The 15,845-nt window shown below is 71.5% G+C and carries 13 protein-coding genes; 7 read left to right on the forward strand and 6 right to left on the reverse strand.

Translation table 11 applies throughout. The features are described from left to right. Positions 1-76: 76 nt before the first annotated feature. Positions 77-1,366 (forward strand): mannitol dehydrogenase family protein, encoded by a 1,290-nt coding sequence (locus tag ACQPZX_RS20240; protein WP_433383028.1) that lies wholly within the window; start codon positions 77-79, stop codon positions 1,364-1,366. Here the strand turns inward: ACQPZX_RS20240 and ACQPZX_RS20245 are convergent. Then, the gene (locus ACQPZX_RS20245) at positions 1,350-2,501 is read right to left on the reverse strand and encodes a cytochrome P450 (protein WP_433383029.1); all 1,152 of its coding nucleotides are present in this window, start codon (positions 2,499-2,501) and stop codon (positions 1,350-1,352) included. The genes ACQPZX_RS20240 and ACQPZX_RS20245 overlap by 17 nt on opposite strands. Positions 2,502-2,545: 44 nt before the next feature. Here ACQPZX_RS20245 and ACQPZX_RS20250 point away from each other — a divergent pair, with 44 nt between their 5' ends. The 3 genes from ACQPZX_RS20250 to ACQPZX_RS20260 are packed head-to-tail and all read left to right on the forward strand — an operon-like array spanning position 2,546 to position 5,192. Continuing rightward, positions 2,546-3,484, forward strand: a complete 939-nt coding sequence (locus tag ACQPZX_RS20250) for an inositol-3-phosphate synthase (RefSeq protein ID WP_433383031.1) — start codon at positions 2,546-2,548, stop codon at positions 3,482-3,484. Between the two features lie 30 nt (positions 3,485-3,514). Further along, entirely contained in the window at positions 3,515-4,306 is a 792-nt protein-coding gene (locus ACQPZX_RS20255; protein WP_433383033.1) for a helix-turn-helix transcriptional regulator, read from the forward strand. 10 nt (positions 4,307-4,316) lie between these two features. Further along, entirely contained in the window at positions 4,317-5,192 is an 876-nt protein-coding gene (locus ACQPZX_RS20260; RefSeq protein WP_433383034.1) for an LLM class flavin-dependent oxidoreductase, read from the forward strand. Positions 5,193-5,213: 21 nt separating this feature from the next. Here the strand turns inward: ACQPZX_RS20260 and ACQPZX_RS20265 are convergent, their stop codons facing one another. After that, entirely contained in the window at positions 5,214-6,152 is a 939-nt protein-coding gene (locus tag ACQPZX_RS20265) for an aldo/keto reductase (RefSeq protein ID WP_433383036.1), read from the reverse strand. Between the two features lie 161 nt (positions 6,153-6,313). On the opposite strand from ACQPZX_RS20265, the gene ACQPZX_RS20270 reads away from it, so the two are divergent. After that, positions 6,314-6,841, forward strand: coding sequence for a snapalysin family zinc-dependent metalloprotease (locus ACQPZX_RS20270; protein ID WP_433383037.1), 528 nt, complete (start codon positions 6,314-6,316; stop codon positions 6,839-6,841). Positions 6,842-7,126: 285 nt separating this feature from the next. Here ACQPZX_RS20270 and ACQPZX_RS20275 read toward each other — a convergent pair whose 3' ends face one another. After that, positions 7,127-8,179, reverse strand: coding sequence for a hypothetical protein (locus ACQPZX_RS20275; RefSeq protein WP_433383039.1), 1,053 nt, complete (start codon positions 8,177-8,179; stop codon positions 7,127-7,129). A 121-nt stretch (positions 8,180-8,300) separates the two neighbouring features. Between ACQPZX_RS20275 and ACQPZX_RS20280 the strand changes: the two genes are divergently transcribed. Together ACQPZX_RS20280 and ACQPZX_RS20285 are read left to right on the forward strand one after the other, a co-directional pair. After that, a complete protein-coding gene (locus ACQPZX_RS20280; protein WP_433383041.1) occupies positions 8,301-9,002 on the forward strand; it encodes an SDR family oxidoreductase in 702 nt (233 codons plus the stop codon). 18 nt (positions 9,003-9,020) lie between these two features. After that, a complete protein-coding gene (locus ACQPZX_RS20285) occupies positions 9,021-10,481 on the forward strand; it encodes an ATP-binding protein (protein ID WP_433383043.1) in 1,461 nt (486 codons plus the stop codon). On the opposite strand, the gene ACQPZX_RS20290 is transcribed toward ACQPZX_RS20285, so the two are convergent. The 3 genes from ACQPZX_RS20290 to ACQPZX_RS20300 are packed head-to-tail and all read right to left on the reverse strand — an operon-like array spanning position 10,450 to position 15,540. Then, on the reverse strand, positions 10,450-11,673 hold the full coding sequence (locus ACQPZX_RS20290; protein WP_433383045.1) for an MFS transporter: 1,224 nt from the start codon (positions 11,671-11,673) through the stop codon (positions 10,450-10,452). The genes ACQPZX_RS20285 and ACQPZX_RS20290 overlap by 32 nt on opposite strands. A gap of 9 nt (positions 11,674-11,682) precedes the next feature. Further along, a complete protein-coding gene (locus ACQPZX_RS20295; protein ID WP_433383047.1) occupies positions 11,683-13,905 on the reverse strand; it encodes a putative bifunctional diguanylate cyclase/phosphodiesterase in 2,223 nt (740 codons plus the stop codon). Positions 13,906-13,953: 48 nt separating this feature from the next. Then, positions 13,954-15,540, reverse strand: a complete 1,587-nt coding sequence (locus ACQPZX_RS20300) for an acyl-CoA dehydrogenase family protein (RefSeq protein ID WP_433383049.1) — start codon at positions 15,538-15,540, stop codon at positions 13,954-13,956. Between the last annotated feature and the right edge of the window lie 305 nt (positions 15,541-15,845).

Here is a 15,845-nt window from a genome sequence, read left to right on the forward strand (position 1 = left end):
CGCCTCGCTCCCGCGTGAGCGACAGGACAGGCCCCATCCGGTTGCCGGTCGGGGAGTGGCCTACAACGATGGACCCATGCGGATCGTGCACGTGGGGCTCGGCAACTTCTTCCGGGCGCACCAGGCGTGGTACACGTCGGTCGCGCCGGACGCCGGGGAGTGGCCGATCGCGGCGTTCACCGGCCGCTCCCCGGGCGCGGCGGCGGCGCTGAACGCCCAGCACGGGCGGTACACGCTGCTCGTCCGGGGGCCCGAGCACGACGAAGCCGAGATCATCGGGGCCGTGCACACGGCGTACGCGTCAAATGATCACCAAGCGTGGCGCGACCACCTGGCCGCGCCACGCACGGCCCTCGTCACGCTGACGGTGACCGAGGCGGGTTATCTGCGCGGCGCGGACGGCGGCCTCGATGAGGGGCGCGCCGCCGACGACGTCAGCGCCTGGCTGCGCGGCGATCCCGTGCGGTCGGTGCCCGGCCGGCTCATGGCGGGGCTGGCCGAGCGGCGTATCTCGGGCGGCGGTCCGATAGCGATCGTGCCGTGCGACAACCTGCCGGCCAACGGCGAGGCGGTGGCCCGGGTGCTGCTCGACTTCACCACGCTCGCCGAGCCCGCGCTCGTGCCCTGGATCAGGGACAACGTCTCGTTCGTGACGACCATGGTCGACCGCATCACGCCCCGCACGACCGAGGACGACGTGCGCGTGGCGGCCGAGCTGACCGGTTTCGACGATGCCGTGCCGGTGGTGACCGAGCCGTTCACCGAGTGGGTGCTCAGCGGCGTCTTCCCCTCCGGCCGACCGGCCTGGGAGGGCGGGGGAGCGCGGTTCGTCTCCGACATCACCGCGCACGAGCAGCGGAAACTCTTGCTGCTCAACGGTGGTCATTCCCTTCTCGCGTACGCCGGGAGCGCCCGCGGCCACGAGACGGTGGCCGACGCGGTGGCGGACCCGGAGTGCCGCGCCTGGCTGGCGCAATGGTGGGACGAGGCGGCCCGCTACGTGCCGCTGCCGCCGGAGGAGATCGCGGCGTACCGGGAGGCGCTGCTGACCCGCTTCGGCAACCGGCGCATCCGGCACACGCTCGCCCAGATCGCGGCGGACGGCTCGCAGAAGGTGCCGATCCGGGTGCTGCCGGTGCTGCGCGGCGAGGTGGCGGCCGGGCGGATCCCGCCCGGCGCGGTGCGGATCGTGGCGGCGTGGATCGATCACCTGCGCGGGATCGGCGCACCGGTCGCCGACGCGGGCGCGGCGCCGTTCCGGGAGCGCGCCGGCGACGTACGAGATGTGCTCGGGCTCTTGGCTCCTGATCTTGCTGGGGACGATGCGCTGGTGGAGGCGGTCTCGAAGGCTACGCTCGCAGCCTGACCTCGGTGAACGCGCGCAGCACGAAGGTCGGGCGGTGGAGGGGATCGGCCGCCAGCTGCAGGTGCGGGGCGTGATCCAGCAGGGCGGTCAGGGCGGCCTGGAGCTCGATGCGGGCCAGCGGCGCGCCCAGGCAGAAATGCAGGCCGGCGCCGAAGCCGAGGTGCGGGTTGGGGTCCCTGGTCACGTCGAATTCGCCGGGTCTCGCGAAGACCGCGGGATCACGATTGGCGGCGCCGAGGAGAGCTGCGATCTGCGCTCCGGCCGGGATCGTGACGCCCGATATCTCCGTATCTATGGCGGCGGTCCGGACGAAAAGATGCAGCGGCGGATCGTAACGGATCATCTCCTCGGCGGCGGTGGGGACCTGGTCCTTCCGCAGGTCCGACCGGTTGCGCAGGAGGGCGACCACGCCGTTGCCGAGCGCGTTGACCGAGGCCTCGTGCCCGGCGTTGAGCAGCAGGATCGCAGAGGCCACCAGCTCGTCGGCCGAAAGACGATCACTGCCATCCCGTACGGCTACCAGATGGCTGATCAGGTCGTCGCGCGGCCGGGCGGTGCGCTCGGCGGCCAGGTCGCGCAGGTAGGCGGCGAACTCGCGGCACGCCTTGTGGGCGGCGGCCTCCTTCTCGGGGGTGCGGGAGACCTCGTACATCCGCACGATCGCCGCCGACCAGGGCCGCAGGTGGTGGCGGTCCGCCCGCGGGACGCCCAGCAGCTCGGCGATCACGGTCACCGCCAGGGGCTCGGCGACCGCGGTGAGGAGGTCGAACTCGGGGCCGGCCTCCTGGACCAGGCGCGCGGCCTCGGCGGCGACGGCGGGCCGGAGGCGCTCGACGTGGCCGCGGGCGAAGGCCTTGGCCACCAGCGAGCGCAAGCGGGTGTGGTCGGGCGGCTCGTTCTCCATCATCTGGTTGCGGTGCAGCAGGTTGAACGGCTCCCAGATGTCGGCGGGCTCGCGGTCGGCCCAGAACCGGCCCAGGCGGCGGTCGCGCAGGACCGCGTCGGCGGCGGCGTGCGACGCGGCCAGCCACATGCCCATCGGCTCGTGCCAGCTCACGGGGGCCTGCTCGCGCAGCCGCGCCAGGGCGGGATAGGGGTCGCGGATGACGTCGGGGTCCTCGAAGTCGATCGGCACGGATCGAACGTTATCGTCTTGCCCCGGACCCATAGGCTCGCTTCATGATCGAGAATGTGCGGGTCGCGGTGGTCGGGGTCGGTAACAACACGTCGGCGCTGGTGCAGGGAATCGCGTTCTATCGCGCGACCGGCAGCCTCGTCGGCGTCAACCGGGCCGAGATCGCCGGGCTGGGCGTGGGGGACATCGACGTGGTGGCGGCCTTCGCGCTCTCCGGCGACAAGGTGGGCAGCGACCTGCACTCGGCGATCTTCGTGGCGCCCAACAACTTCCCGCGGATCGCGTCGCTGTCGCCGTCGGGGGTGACGGTGCAGCGAGGGCTGGTCGACAAGGCCGACGTCGCCCGGGTGGCGGACGCTCTCGAAGGGGCCGAGGTGGTGCTCTACTCGGCGCCGAGCGGGCGAACCGACACGGCGCGGGCCTACGCGGCGGCGGCGTTGAAGGCGGGGGCGGCGTTCATCAACACCACATCGGACCCGGTGGCGCGGGACGCGGGGCTGCTCGGGCAGTTCGAAGAGGCGGGGCTGCCGCTGATCGGGGACGACCTGGCCAGCCAGTTCGGGACGTCGGTGCTGCACAAGACGCTGCTGCGGCTGCTCGAGGAGCGGGGGCTGACGCTGGTCAGCTCGTACCAGGTCAACCTCGGGGGCACCGAGGACTTCCGCAACCTGGCCGAGAACCCGAACACCAAGAAGCAGTCCAAGCTGAACGCGGTCGGGTCGGACATGGTGCAGATGGCGCCGCTCGGATACCTGCCGCAGCTCGGGTCGGAGAAGGTGGCGCACCTCAACATCGAGGCGCGCGGGTGGGGCGAGACGTCGGTGAGCCTCGACGTGAAGCTCAAGGTGCACGACCCGAGCGGGGCGGCCGGCGTCAACATCGACCTGATCCGGCTGGCGGCGGAGGCGCTGCGGTCGGGGCGGGGCGGGTACGTCGCGGAGGCGGCGTCGCTGCTGAAGTCGCCGCCGGGCACGGCGGTCTGACCGGGAAAGCGCTGGTGGCAGACTGGGGGCGTGAGTGATCTCGGTGAGTTTCTGCGCAGCCGGCGGGGGCGGATCGGGCCGGGGGACGTCGGGCTGAGCGCCGGCGTCGGGCGGCGGCAGACACCGGGGCTGCGGCGGGAGGAACTCGCGGCGGTGGCGGGGGTCAGCGTTGATTACTACACGCGGCTCGAGCAGGGGCGGGATCGGAACCCGGGTGCGGCGGTGCTGGACGCGCTCGCCGATGCGCTGCGGCTCGACGGCGATGAACGCGAGCACCTGCACCGGCTCGCCTCGGGTCGGCGCGGCGCCGCGACAGACGCGCCGGAAGAAGCACGGCCGGGGCTGCGGCAGTTGCTGGAAACGGTGCGGCCGGCGCCGGCGTTCGTGCTCAACCAGGGCAGCGACATTCTCGCCGAGAATCCGGAAGGGCTCGCCCTGCTGCCCGGGCTGGCATCGTGGCCCCGGGGTCGGCGAAACTTCGTGCGCTACATGTTCTGCCATCCCGGCGCTCCGGACATCATCGACGACTGGGAGCGGATGGCCGAGGACTGTGTCGCGCATCTTCGCACGATTCCACCCCCGTTAGCCGAGGCTTTGGTCGCCGAGCTGACGGTGCTGAGTCAACATTTCACGAAATTGTGGGCGGAATACGACGTACGCGTAAAAAGCGGGACAAATCGGTCTTTCCGGCACCCATCTCTTGGGGTGCTCGAGCTCCGCTCGGAGGTCTTGTCGGTGGCCGATGGTCAGCGGCTCGTCGTGTTCCAGGCCGCGCCCGGATCGCCCAGCGCCCTCGCGATCAGCCGCCTGTCGACGTCGTAGGCTCCGCATCATGCGGATCTCTATCTGGCCCGGCGCCGAGCATCCCTTCGCCGAGGTGCTGTCGATGGCCCAGCACGCGGCCCAGACCGGGTGGGACGGCGTCTGGTTCGCCGACCACTTCATGCCCAACGACGAGGACGACACCGGGCCGGTACTGGAGTGCGGCTCGGTGGTGGCCGCGCTCGCCGCCGTCGTCCCGCGGGTCAAGATCGGGACGCTCGTCTACGGCAACACCTATCGGCATCCCGCCGTCGTCGCGAACATGGCCGCGACCGTCGACCACATCAGCGACGGCCGGTTCATCCTCGGGGTCGGCGCCGGCTGGCAGGTCAACGAGCATCGCGAGTACGGCATCACGTTGCCGCCGAAGCGCGAACTGATCGACCGCTTCGAGGAGGCCGTGCAGATCATGCTCGGCTTGCTGCGCTCGCCGCGCACCACGTTCCGCGGCAAGTATTACGACGTGGCCGACGCCGTCTGCGAGCCGAAGCCCGTGCAGACGCCGCTGCCCTTGATGATCGGTGCCAAGGGCGAGCAGCGCATGCTCGGCGTTGTCGCGAAATATGCGAATATCTGGAACGCCTGGGGCCTGCCGTCGCTGATCGCCCACAAGTCCGCCGTGCTCGACCGCTTCTGCGCCGAGACAGGCAGAGACCCCAAGGCGATTTCGCGTACGGCTCAAGCACTCGTCTCCGTGGACGCCCCAATACCGGACGATCTCGGCGCGACCCCGGTAATCGGCGGCAGCCGCTCCCAGCTGGCCGACGCGATAGCGGAGTACCGCGCCATCGGCCTGGACGAGCTGATCATCCCCGACGAGCTGCTCGGCACGGGCGCCGCAAAGCTGTCCGCCATGGACACGATCCTGGAGCTGGCCCGGGCTTGACCCGCCGGGCGGTGGCCGCGATCAAGCGTTGAGCGCGGCCACCGCCCGCAACTCCTCGTCGGTGAGCGGGCCCCGCGCCTCGGCCGCCACGCATTCGGCCAGCTCCTCGCGGTTCTTGACGCCGAGCACGACGGTCGCCACGCCCGGGACCGTCAGCGCGTAGCGATGCGCCAGCGCCGCCGGCGACTCGCCCAGCTCGGCGGCCAGCTTGCGGAAGCGCTCGGCCCGCGCGAAATCGACCGCGGCCGGGTGGTCGGCCGGCACGTCGCGGTCCAGCGACGAGGTCAGCGAGCCCGCCGCGACCGCGCGGATGCCGATGACCGGGACGCCGTTGCCGTTGGCCACTCGCAGGATCGCGTCGTTGTCGGGCGTCGCGCCGTCGAAGCCCCAGAGGTCGCCGCTCATGTCCATGGCGTTGACCACGACCTGGGCGGCCTCGGGACGCGGCGCCTCGCGCAGCGCGTCGGTGACCGCGTCCGGATGCCCCACGGCCGTGATGCCCCACGCGCGGATCAGGCCCTCGCTGCGCAGCCGCTCGAACTCCGGCACCACCTCGTCGCGGTAGCGCTGCCAGGTGATGTTGCCGGGCCACGTCGACGACCCGTCGCGCGGGAGCAGCTGGGTGTGCAGCAGGAACAGGTCCACGTGGTCGCGGCGCAGGCGGCCGAGGCTGTCGTGCAGACTGCGGCGGATGTCGCCCTCGCCGTCCGGGAGCTGGACCTTCGTGGTGACCATCACCTCGTCGGCGGGGCGCAGCGCCTCCCCGGCGGCGCGCTCCGACTCCGCGTCCACGCCGTAGCTGGGCGCGAGGTCGAGCATGGTGATCCCGGCGTCGAGCGCGGCGCGGATGGTCGCGACGGCCTCGGCGCGGCCGGTGCGGCCCCAGACGCCCGCGATGCCGCCGCCGCCGAGCGTGAGCGCGCTGATCCGGCCGAGCCGCCCGAATTCCCTGGTGTCCATGGTGGATCCTCCCCGTCGTTCGTCCTGTGATCGAACCTAGAACCTGGAGCGCGCTCCACCTCAAGTCCTCGTCATCCCGCAGCCACCGGGGGCGAACTGATATGTCCGCTTTAAATAGACGAACATCTATAGTCATGGAACCCCCGACATGAGGAGGAACCATGCATCTCCGCAGGTGGGCAGCCGCACTCCTGGCCGCCTTCGCCCTCGTCGCCGCCGGCGCCACCCCCGCCCAGGCCGCGCCGCGAATCCTCTACTACGACGCCGGCCAGGCGCAGGAGTTCGTCTCCGTCGTCAATCAGGGCGCCAACATCTGGAACGCCCGCGTCGCGAACGTCCAGCTCCGGCCCGTCCCGTCCGGCCGCACCCCGAACATCCGCGTCCTCGCCGACAACGGCTGGCCCCGCACCCAGACCACGTCGCTCGGCAACGGCCGCTGGTGGATGGGCCGCGAGGCGGTCAACGACGGCTACTACCCGCCCCGGATCGCGGCCCACGAGTTCGGGCACATTCTCGGCCTGCCGGACCGGCGCACGGGTCTCTGCTCCGACTTGATGTCGGGCAGCAGCGCCCCGGTCTCCTGCACGAACGCCAACCCCAGCGCCGCGGAGATCGCGGCGGTCGAGGCCAACTTCCGGTCCGCGCTGGTCAAGGCGCCTCAGACGTACGTGTGGCAGATCGCCGGCTGAGTGCACGCGGCGGAGACCCGACCCGGCTCGCAAGGGCACGACAGCACCGGTAGCGGGTGCGCGAGCCGCCCGAACGGGGGTCTCCGCCGCGGTCGGTGCCGTCAGGCCGGCGTGAGCGGGAGGCCGGCGTGAGCGGGAGGCCGGCGTGAGCGGGAGGCCGGCGTGAGCGGGAGGCCGGCGTGAGCGGGAGGCCGGCGTGAGCGGGAGGCCGGCGTGAGCGGGAGGCCCGGCGTGAGCGGGAGGCCCGGCGTGAGCGGGAGGCCCGGCGTGAGCGGGAGGCCGGCGTCAGCGGGAGGCCGGCGAAAGTGCCGCCCAGCTGCCGGAGTCGGCCCAGGTCGAGCCAGGGTCGATGAGCGGCCGGAGCAGAGCAGTGAGAGTTTCGTCGGGCTGGGCGGTGCCGGCCTCGGCGAGGGTGACAGCGGCCAGGTGATCGGTCGCGACGCGGCGAGCGATACCGGCGAGGAGGTCGGCGACCTGGACCCGCGGGTCGGTGCGTGAGTCGACGATCGTGACCTCGACCAGGCCGGTGCCGGCGGCGATCGTGGCAATCCGCTCGGGCGTCACCGCCGATTGGTCATCGTGGACCACCGAGAGCGTGCCGTCGGCGGGCGCCCACATCGTGACGGCGCGGGCGAGGGCGGGGACGACGGGCTCCAGCAGGGTGGGGAGCTTGGGGTCGGCCTTGAGCGCGGCCCGGGCGGCGGCCGCGGCGGGGAGCTGAGCGCGCATCGGGCGCAGGACGTCGGCGACCTCGCCGGGCGTGGCGAGCAGGTCGTCGAGTGCGGCGGCGAAGGGCGCGACGGGCTCGGGCGCCGTCCAGCGGCTGTTGGTCCGCATGAGATCGGACGCGGTCGTGAGGAAGCGGCGCCACCGCTCGGGACCGTAGATGGCGGGCCCGCGGGCATGCAGAATCCGTGCGGCAGAGGTGCGGCGCGGCAGATCTGTGCCAAGTGTGGCCATGACGAGCGCACCCGGGGCGAGGAGGTCGGCCAGGCGGGCTAACGCGAAATACACCGTGTCGACGAGGTGGACGCGGGCGGCGCCGGCTAAGGGGCCATCGGCAGCCAGCAGTGAGTGGGCCAGCGCCGGCCGGCGCAGCAGGGCGCCGGCCTTGAGCTCGCCGCGCGGGCCGCCGTCCATCCGGGCGCGCAGGCCGGCCATCACCGACGCCGCCGTCTCGCCGTCCATGCGGACCGAGGCGTGGGCCAGCACGGGCGCGTGGCCGCCGACCAGGTTGCCGCCGGCGAAGCCTGACTCGTCGCAGGCGATCTCGACGTGTGGCACGCCGCGCGGCCGGCCGGACGCCCACCGGCGGATCACCACGGGCGCGTCTCCCATGCCCGCCGATGGTGCCACCGGGACGGCGAAACGGCGACCGAAATACAACGGGGTGGCCCCCGCGGGACCAGGCCCGGCGCGGCCTTCTCGGCCGCGGCCCGGGCGACCAGGCTGGACAACCATGCGAGACGAACGAGTGATCATCATTGGCGGCGGGTCCGGCATGGGGCTGGCGCTGGCGGAACTGCTGGTGGCCGAGGGCGCCCGGGTCCACATCGCCGGGCGGTCGGAGGCCAAGCTCGCGGCGGTGGCGCGGAACCTGGACGTCACCACGAGCCGGGTGGACATCGCGGACGAGGACAAGGTGCGGGAGCTTCTCGCCCAGCCCGTCGACCACGTGGTGGTCACCGCCGCCGATGTGAACGGCGCCTACAACCCGATCCGCGAGTTTCCGCTCAAGGCGGCCTGGGACGTCCTGGGCACCAAGGTCATCGGCCCCTGGCTGGTCGCCAAGCACGCCTCCAATGTCATGAAAAAAGGTTCTATTACTTTTACTTCGGGCGTTGCCGCCTACCGGCCGAGCCCGGGCTCCTCGATGCTCGGCACGGCCAACGGCGCGCTCGAAGCCCTGGCCCGCACGCTCGCCGTGGAGCTGGCCCCGATCCGGGTCAACGTGGTCTCGCCGGGCTGGGTGGACACCCCGATCTGGGACGACCTAGCGGGCGACGCCAAGCACGACCGACTGAGCGCGATGGCGGCGAAACTCCCGGCCGGACGGGTCGGACGGCCGTCGGACATCGCGCAGGCCATGCGGGCCGTGATGGGCAACGAGTTCATCACGGGCACGACCGTGCACGTCGAGGGTGGTCATCGTCTGGTGTGAACGTGTAACTCTTGGTGCATGTCTGATGCGAGGCAGCGCGGCGAGACCTTCGAGTACGCGGGCGCCACCGTCGAGATGATCGACGCGGCGACACTCCTGGCGGCGGCCCGGGTGAACCCCGTCGACCTGCTGCGGCGCGCCACTTGGCCGGAACCGGTGCGGCGGGTCGACCTGAGCGTGTCCAGCGCCGACCGGCCCGGCGGGCCGGTGCACGTGTTCTCGGCGGCGATCAGCACGGCCGACGAGCCGTACTCGAAGGAGCGCATCCGCAAGCTGGTGCTGGGCAACGACCCGGTCGGCGTCCTGCTCGCCAAGCGCATCGAGCAGGGCGACCCGATCGCCACGCGCATCGTGGACAGCGTAGGTTCGGCGGCTGTCGCCGCGTACAAGAAGCTCGGTCTTGACAAGCCCACCCAGCCGCAGGCGAATCGCCGGCCCGTCACCCTCGCCGACGCCGTCGTCGGCCTGCAGGCGACCGTGACCTACGACGAGAGCGGGACCGTCGTGCGGCTGCTGGCCGAGGTGCCGCGCGACGACGTGACGCCGGCGCACCTGCAGGCCTTCGCCGGGCTGACGCTGCAGGCCGTGATCGAGCTGGCGGGGGCCGATTCGCTGGCCGGCCGCAAGTTCGTGATCAGCCGCGAGGCGATCCCGACCAAGCCGGCCACCACGCAGACGGTCACCCTCGACATGGTGGGCGGCCTGGCCGAGGTGGTGGCGGAGCTGCGCGAGATCGCGGTGTCGTTCCGGCATCCGGAGGCGATGGCCCGGTGGGGCGCGCGCCGGCCGCAGGGCCTTCTGATGTACGGGCCGCCCGGCACCGGCAAGACGATGCTCTCCCGCGCTCTGGCCAACGAGATCGGGGCCGACTTCCGCGAGATCCGCACCCCGGAGATCCTCGACAAGTGGCTCGGCGGCTCGGAGCGCAACATCAAGCAGATCTTCCGCGACGCCCGCCGCTATCGGGTGCCGACGCTGATGCTCTTCGACGAGTTCGATTCGATCGTCAGCTACGCGGGCGCCGGCGGCGACGCGGCCAGCCAGGCGCTCAACGCGGTCGCCGGCATCTTCAAGCAGGAGATGAACGACCTGATCGAGGAGAACCCGAACGTGATCGTGGTGGCCACCACGAATTTCCCGCACCGGGTGGACGACTCGCTGATCCGGTCCGGCCGGTTCGACGTGAAGATCAGCGTGCCGAAACCGGACGAGGCGAGCCGGGCCGAGATCTTCCGCAAGATGATCCGGGGGCTGATCGCGGTGCACGAGCAGCCCGGTTTCCAGATGTTCGCCGACGATCTCGACCTGCAGGGGCTCGCGCACGCCAGTCACGGCATGACCGGCGCCGACATCAAAGAGGTGCTGCGCCGGGTGCAGCTGACAAAGGCCATGCAGGAGGCGCGCACCGGCGGAAATGTCGCGCCGATCTCGCAGGAAGAGCTTCTTTCTAGCGTACGGGAATTGCTTGCTCCTCGGTGACGCGGCTTCTCCAGGGCATTATCGCCGCGCTGGAAAGGACGATCAGCCCGCAGATCAGCAGTGCGATGCGCACCGAGGTGAACGCGGCGAGCGCGCCGCCCAGCAGGATCCCGATGGGCTGGGCCGTGCGCGACGAGATCGACCAGCAGGCGATCACCCGCGACAGATAACCGTCCTCGGTATGGGTCATGCGGTAGGTGGCGAAACTCGGGTTGAACACGCCGGCGCCGAAAAGCGCCAGGAACTCGACGGCGATAATCACAATCAGGCCGGGTACGCCCGCGGGAATGAACGCGAGGAACGGCAGCCACAAGGCCCGCCCCACGCCGGAGATGAGCAGGACGCGGTGCTCGCCGAATCGGTTGTTGAGCGGCTTGAGGCAGAGCGCTCCCACGATGCCGCCGATGCAGGGCAGACCCCACGCGAGCCCGTACTGCCAGGCCGGGAAATGCAATTCGGCGAGCATCAGCACGTTCAGCAGCGGCGAAGCGGCCATCATCGCGGCGCCGAAGATCTGCGAGTTGATGAACAGCGTGCGCATTCCCCGGTGTTCGACGATATAGCGCCACCCACCCGCTATTTCGGACAATTTGCCCGCTGAGGAAGACCTGACCGGCGGCGCGGGCTCGGGCTGCCTGATGCGGCGGACGCCGACGGCGGAGAGCAGAAAGCTGATCGCGTCGGCGGTGAGCGTCCACCAGACACCCAGCGCCGACGTCAGCGCTCCGCCCAGCGGCGGCCCCGCGCTGTATGCCGTCCAGAAGGCCGCCTCGAACCGCCCGTTGGCCGTCGCCCGATCCGCCGGCGACACCAGCGCCTTGAGGTGCGATCCGCTCGCCGACGTGAAGATGATCGCCCCGGCCGCCTGCACCACCGCCACCACGCAGAGCTGGGCGTAAATGAGCCAACCGGCCGCCGCCGCGATCGGCACGCTGAGGATCGCCACCGCCCGCGCCAGGTCGGCCCCGATCATCACGGGCCGCTTGCGCCGGAACTCGATCCATGGCCCGGCCGGCAACGCGAGCGCCGCCGCGGCCAGCCCGCCCAGCGCCGCGAGCAGCGACACCTGGAACTCCGGAACCTCGAGCACGAGCACCGCCACCAGCGGAATCGCGCCGTACGCCAGGCCGGTCCCGGTCTCACTGATCGTGTAGGCGGCCCACAGCCGCCGGAAGTCCCTGCCCAGCGCCACCCGGGCACCCTACCGGTCGATCATCACCGCGGCCCGGAAATCGGGCTCCGCCACCGGCTTGCCGAAGTGGTAGCCCTGCGCGAACTGGTACCCGAGCCGGTGCAGCTCGGCCGCCTGCTCGGCGGTCTCCACGCCCTCGGCCACCGCGGTCAGCCCCAGCCCGTTGCTGACCTGGATGAGCGCCGTCGCGATCACCGCGTGCCGCCCGGTCATGGTGAGGTTGTCGACGAACGACTTGTCCACCTTGAGCACGTCCACCGGCACGGTCTGCAGCAGCCCCAGCGACGAGTGCCCGGTGCCGAAGTCGTCCAGCGCGATCCGCACCCCCAGCGCGTGCAGGTCCTTCACCGCCTGCACCGCGGTCCCGCCGCCGAACACCGCCGTCTCGGTCACCTCGACGATCAGGCTGCCGGCCGGGATGCCGGTCTTCTCGAGGACGTCGGCCACCACGGTCACGAAACCCGGCTCGTTGAGCTGCCGCGCCGACACGTTCACGCTGATCCGGCTGGGCGCGTGCGCGCCGTGCTCGCCCTGCCAGGCCATGAACCGCGCGCACGCGGTCCGCAGGATCCACTCGCCCAGCTCGACGATCAGGCCGTTCTGCTCGGCGACCGGGATGAAGTCGGCCGGGCTCACGAACCCGCGCTCCGGGTGCTGCCAGCGCACCAGCGACTCGACGTAGCGGGTGCGGCCCTCGGGCAGGTCGACGATCGGCTGGTAGACCATGCGGAACTGTCCGGTGTCCAGGCCCATCCGCATCTCGACGCCGAGCCGCGCGGCCTCGCCGGCCCGGTCGTCGAGGTCGGGGGAGTAGCGGCGGTGCTGCCGGCTGCCGCCCTCCTTGGCCGCGTACATCGCCACGTCGGCGCGGCGCAGCACCTCGACCGGGTCGTCGTGCCCGGTGGCGTCGGCGATGCCGATCGTCGCCGCCACCAGCAGGTGGTGCCCGCCGACCACGACCGGCTCGCGCAGCGCGTCGGTCAGCCGCCGCACGAGCGCGTCGCCGTCGTCGGCGGTGGCCGCCGGGGCCAGCACCGCGAACTCGTCGCCACCCATCCGGGCCACCACGTCGTTGTCGCGCAGCGCGTCGGTGAGCCGGTGCGCCACCGCGACGAGTAGGCGGTCGCCGATGTGGTGCCCGTGCAGGTCGTTGACGCTCTTGAAGCCGTTGAGGTCGAGCAGGCAGACCTGGGCCGGCCCCTCCGCCACCGCCTCGGTGACGGCCTGCTCGAAGCGGCGGCGGTTGGCCAGCCCGGTCAGGTCGTCGCGCATCGCCAGGGACTCGAGCCGGTCGGCCTGTTCCTGCACCTGCCCGACGAAGCCGGCCAGCCGGGCCAGCACCAGCAGGAACAGCGCGACCGCGCCGACGCCCACCGCCAGCCAGTTGATCTCGTCCTCGCGCACGCCCTGGATGAACAAGACCGCCGGCACGAGCAGCGTGCATCCGGCGAGCAGGCCCAGCCGGCCCCGGCCGAACTTGTTGGCGGAGCGCACGCCGGTCGGCGTGGCGTTCACCGACGGATGCAGCGCGGCGGCGGCCCAGGCCACGTAGCCGAGCGTGAAGATCGCGTTGATCAGGTTGCCGGAGTAGCTGGCGAACGACGAGGTGATGTTCCAGGCCACGTCGCCGATCAACAGGAGCACGCAGCCGAGGGCGAGCAGCAGCGTGCTCGGGGTGCGGCCGCCGAAGCGGGTGAGCAGGATCGTCACGACCGTGCACATCAGCACGTCGAAGGTCGGGTAGGCGACCGTCACGAGTCGCTCGGACATCGGGGTGCCCAGGCCGCCCAGGGCCGGCTGGATGAGGAACACCCAGTAGACCAGTCCGGCCGCGACGGCGATCACGGCGGCGTCGATGGGGCTGGCGAGATCCCTGGGGCCGCGCGAGCGCCCGCGGAAGCGGCCGGTCCCCAGCAGGCCGAGCCACAGCATGGGATACGCGACCAGGTACATCACGTCGTTCCAGTACGGGAACGGGTAGGTGCCGCTGAGCAGGCCGTGCACCTCGTAAAGGGTGTCCGCCGCCACAAAGGTGAAAACGCCGCCCGCGAACAGCAACCACGCTTTCGCGTCGGGCGGGCGGTTGCGCCGCACGCCGGCCAGGATCACCAGGAACGAGACGAGCCCCAGGCCGTTGTACACGAGGGTGGCGGCGACGCCGCCGTCGGGCAGCAGGGAGCAGCCGAGGCTGACCAGCAGCCCCACCGCGACCCACGTCCACCAGCCCCGCACGACCTGGGAATCGGCCGCGAGGGGCGCGGTATGAGAGCGGTCACGTTGCTATGCGGGTGCGGCGCGCTCGAGGATCGCCGCCGTGTCGGCCGCGGCGGGCAGCGTGCCGAACGTGTGGCCCCAGTCGCCGCCCAGGCGGGTCGCGAGGAAGGCGTCGGAGACCTCGGTGGGGGCGTGCCGCGCCAGGAGCGCTGCTTGCAGGAGTACGGCCATCCGCCCGACGATCCGCCGGGCCTGGCCCTCCTCGGGCTGGATCTTGCGCAGCCCGGCGACCGCGGTGTCGATCCGCTTGTCGACGCCGGTCACCTCGGCCAGCAGCGCGTCGAGGCTGTCCGGCTCGCGGCTCAGCGTGCGCAGGACGTCGAGGGCCTGCACGTTGCCCGAGCCCTCCCAGATCGAGTTGAGCGGCGCGTCGCGGTAGAGGCGCGGCATGCCGGACTCCTCGACGTAGCCGTTGCCGCCCAGACACTCGAGGGCCTCGCCGACCACGACCGGCTGGCGCTTGCAGACCCAGAACTTGCCGACGGCGATGGCGAGGCGCTTGAATGCCTGCTCGTCGCGGTCGACGGCGCCGGCCAGGCGCATGGCGAGCACGGTGGCGGCCTCGGACTCGATGGCCAGGTCGGCCAGGACGTTGCGCATCGCGGGCTGGTCGATCAGCAGCTTGCCGAAGGCCTTGCGGTGCCGCGCGTGGTGGATGGCCTGGTTGAGGGCGGCGCGCATGCCGGAGGCGGAGCCGGTCACGCAGTCGAGGCGGGTCATCGCGACCATCTCGATGATGGTGCGGACGCCGCGGCCCTCCTCGCCGACCAGCCAGGCGGTGGTGTTGTCGAACTCGGGCTCGCTGGAGGCGTTGCTGCGGTTGCCGAGCTTGTCCTTGAGGCGCTGGATGCGGAAGACGTTGCGTTCGCCGTTCGGCAGCACCCTCGGCACCAGGAAGCAGGAAAGGCCTTTGTCCGTCTGCGCGAGGACAAGGAACAGGTCGCACATCGGGGCGCTGGTGAACCACTTGTGGCCGGTGAGACGGTAGGTGCCATCGCCTGCCGGTTTGGCGACGGTCGTGTTGGCCCGGACGTCGGATCCGCCCTGCTTTTCGGTCATGCCCATGCCGGCGAGCAGGCCCTGCTTGGTGCTCGGGGTGCGCAGGCCCGGGTCGTAGGCCTTACTGGTCAGCAGCGGCTCGTAAATATCGGACAAATCGCTATTGGCTCTCAGGGCCGGAATAACCGCGTACGTCATGGAAATGGGGCAGGAATGGCCCGCCTCGACCTGGGACCAGACGAAGAGGCCGGCGGCCCGGGCCACGTGCGCGCCCGGTTTGTCGGATGCCCACGCCGCACCCGCGAGCCCCTCGCCCACGGCGACCGTCATGAGGCTGTGCCAGGACGGGTGGAACTCGACCTCGTCGACGCGGTGGCCGTACCGGTCGTGGGTGATCAACCGCGGCTCGTGGCGATTTGCCTCGTCGGCCCAGCGCTGCGGCTCGGCCGTGCCGGCCAGCTTGCCGAGCCGGTGCAGGTCGCCGACCGCCCACGGCGCGCCCTCCCGCGCGACGCCCGCGAGCAGCGCGGCGTCGGCCGAGACGTCGTAGTCGACGAGGGGCGGCGGCTGGTTGAACACCTCGTGGGTCGTCACACCCGCAATCTACTCGCCGGTAGCTTGCGGGGCGAGGCCCGAGAGGGCTCCGCACGCACCTCGCGGGGTGCCGTGCCGCGAGGTACGTGCGGAGGGTCTCGAAGCCCGCGAAAGTAGCGGGCTCAAGGATCGTAGTGGGCCATGGGGGTCCGCGCCTACATCTCATCCCGTGCCAGATGTGCGAGGTGCGAAAAGGGAGTGTCGGATTTCTGTCGTGGGGACAAGCCATCCGGTTCGGGTATTGATCCGAATCCGGCGTGGACGGAGGCTGATCGTTCCCCCGCCGTGAGGGCGTGCTCGCGGGG

Source organism: Actinoplanes sp. CA-142083 (assembly GCF_050942195.1).
Taxonomy (GTDB): Bacteria; Actinomycetota; Actinomycetes; order Mycobacteriales; family Micromonosporaceae; genus Actinoplanes.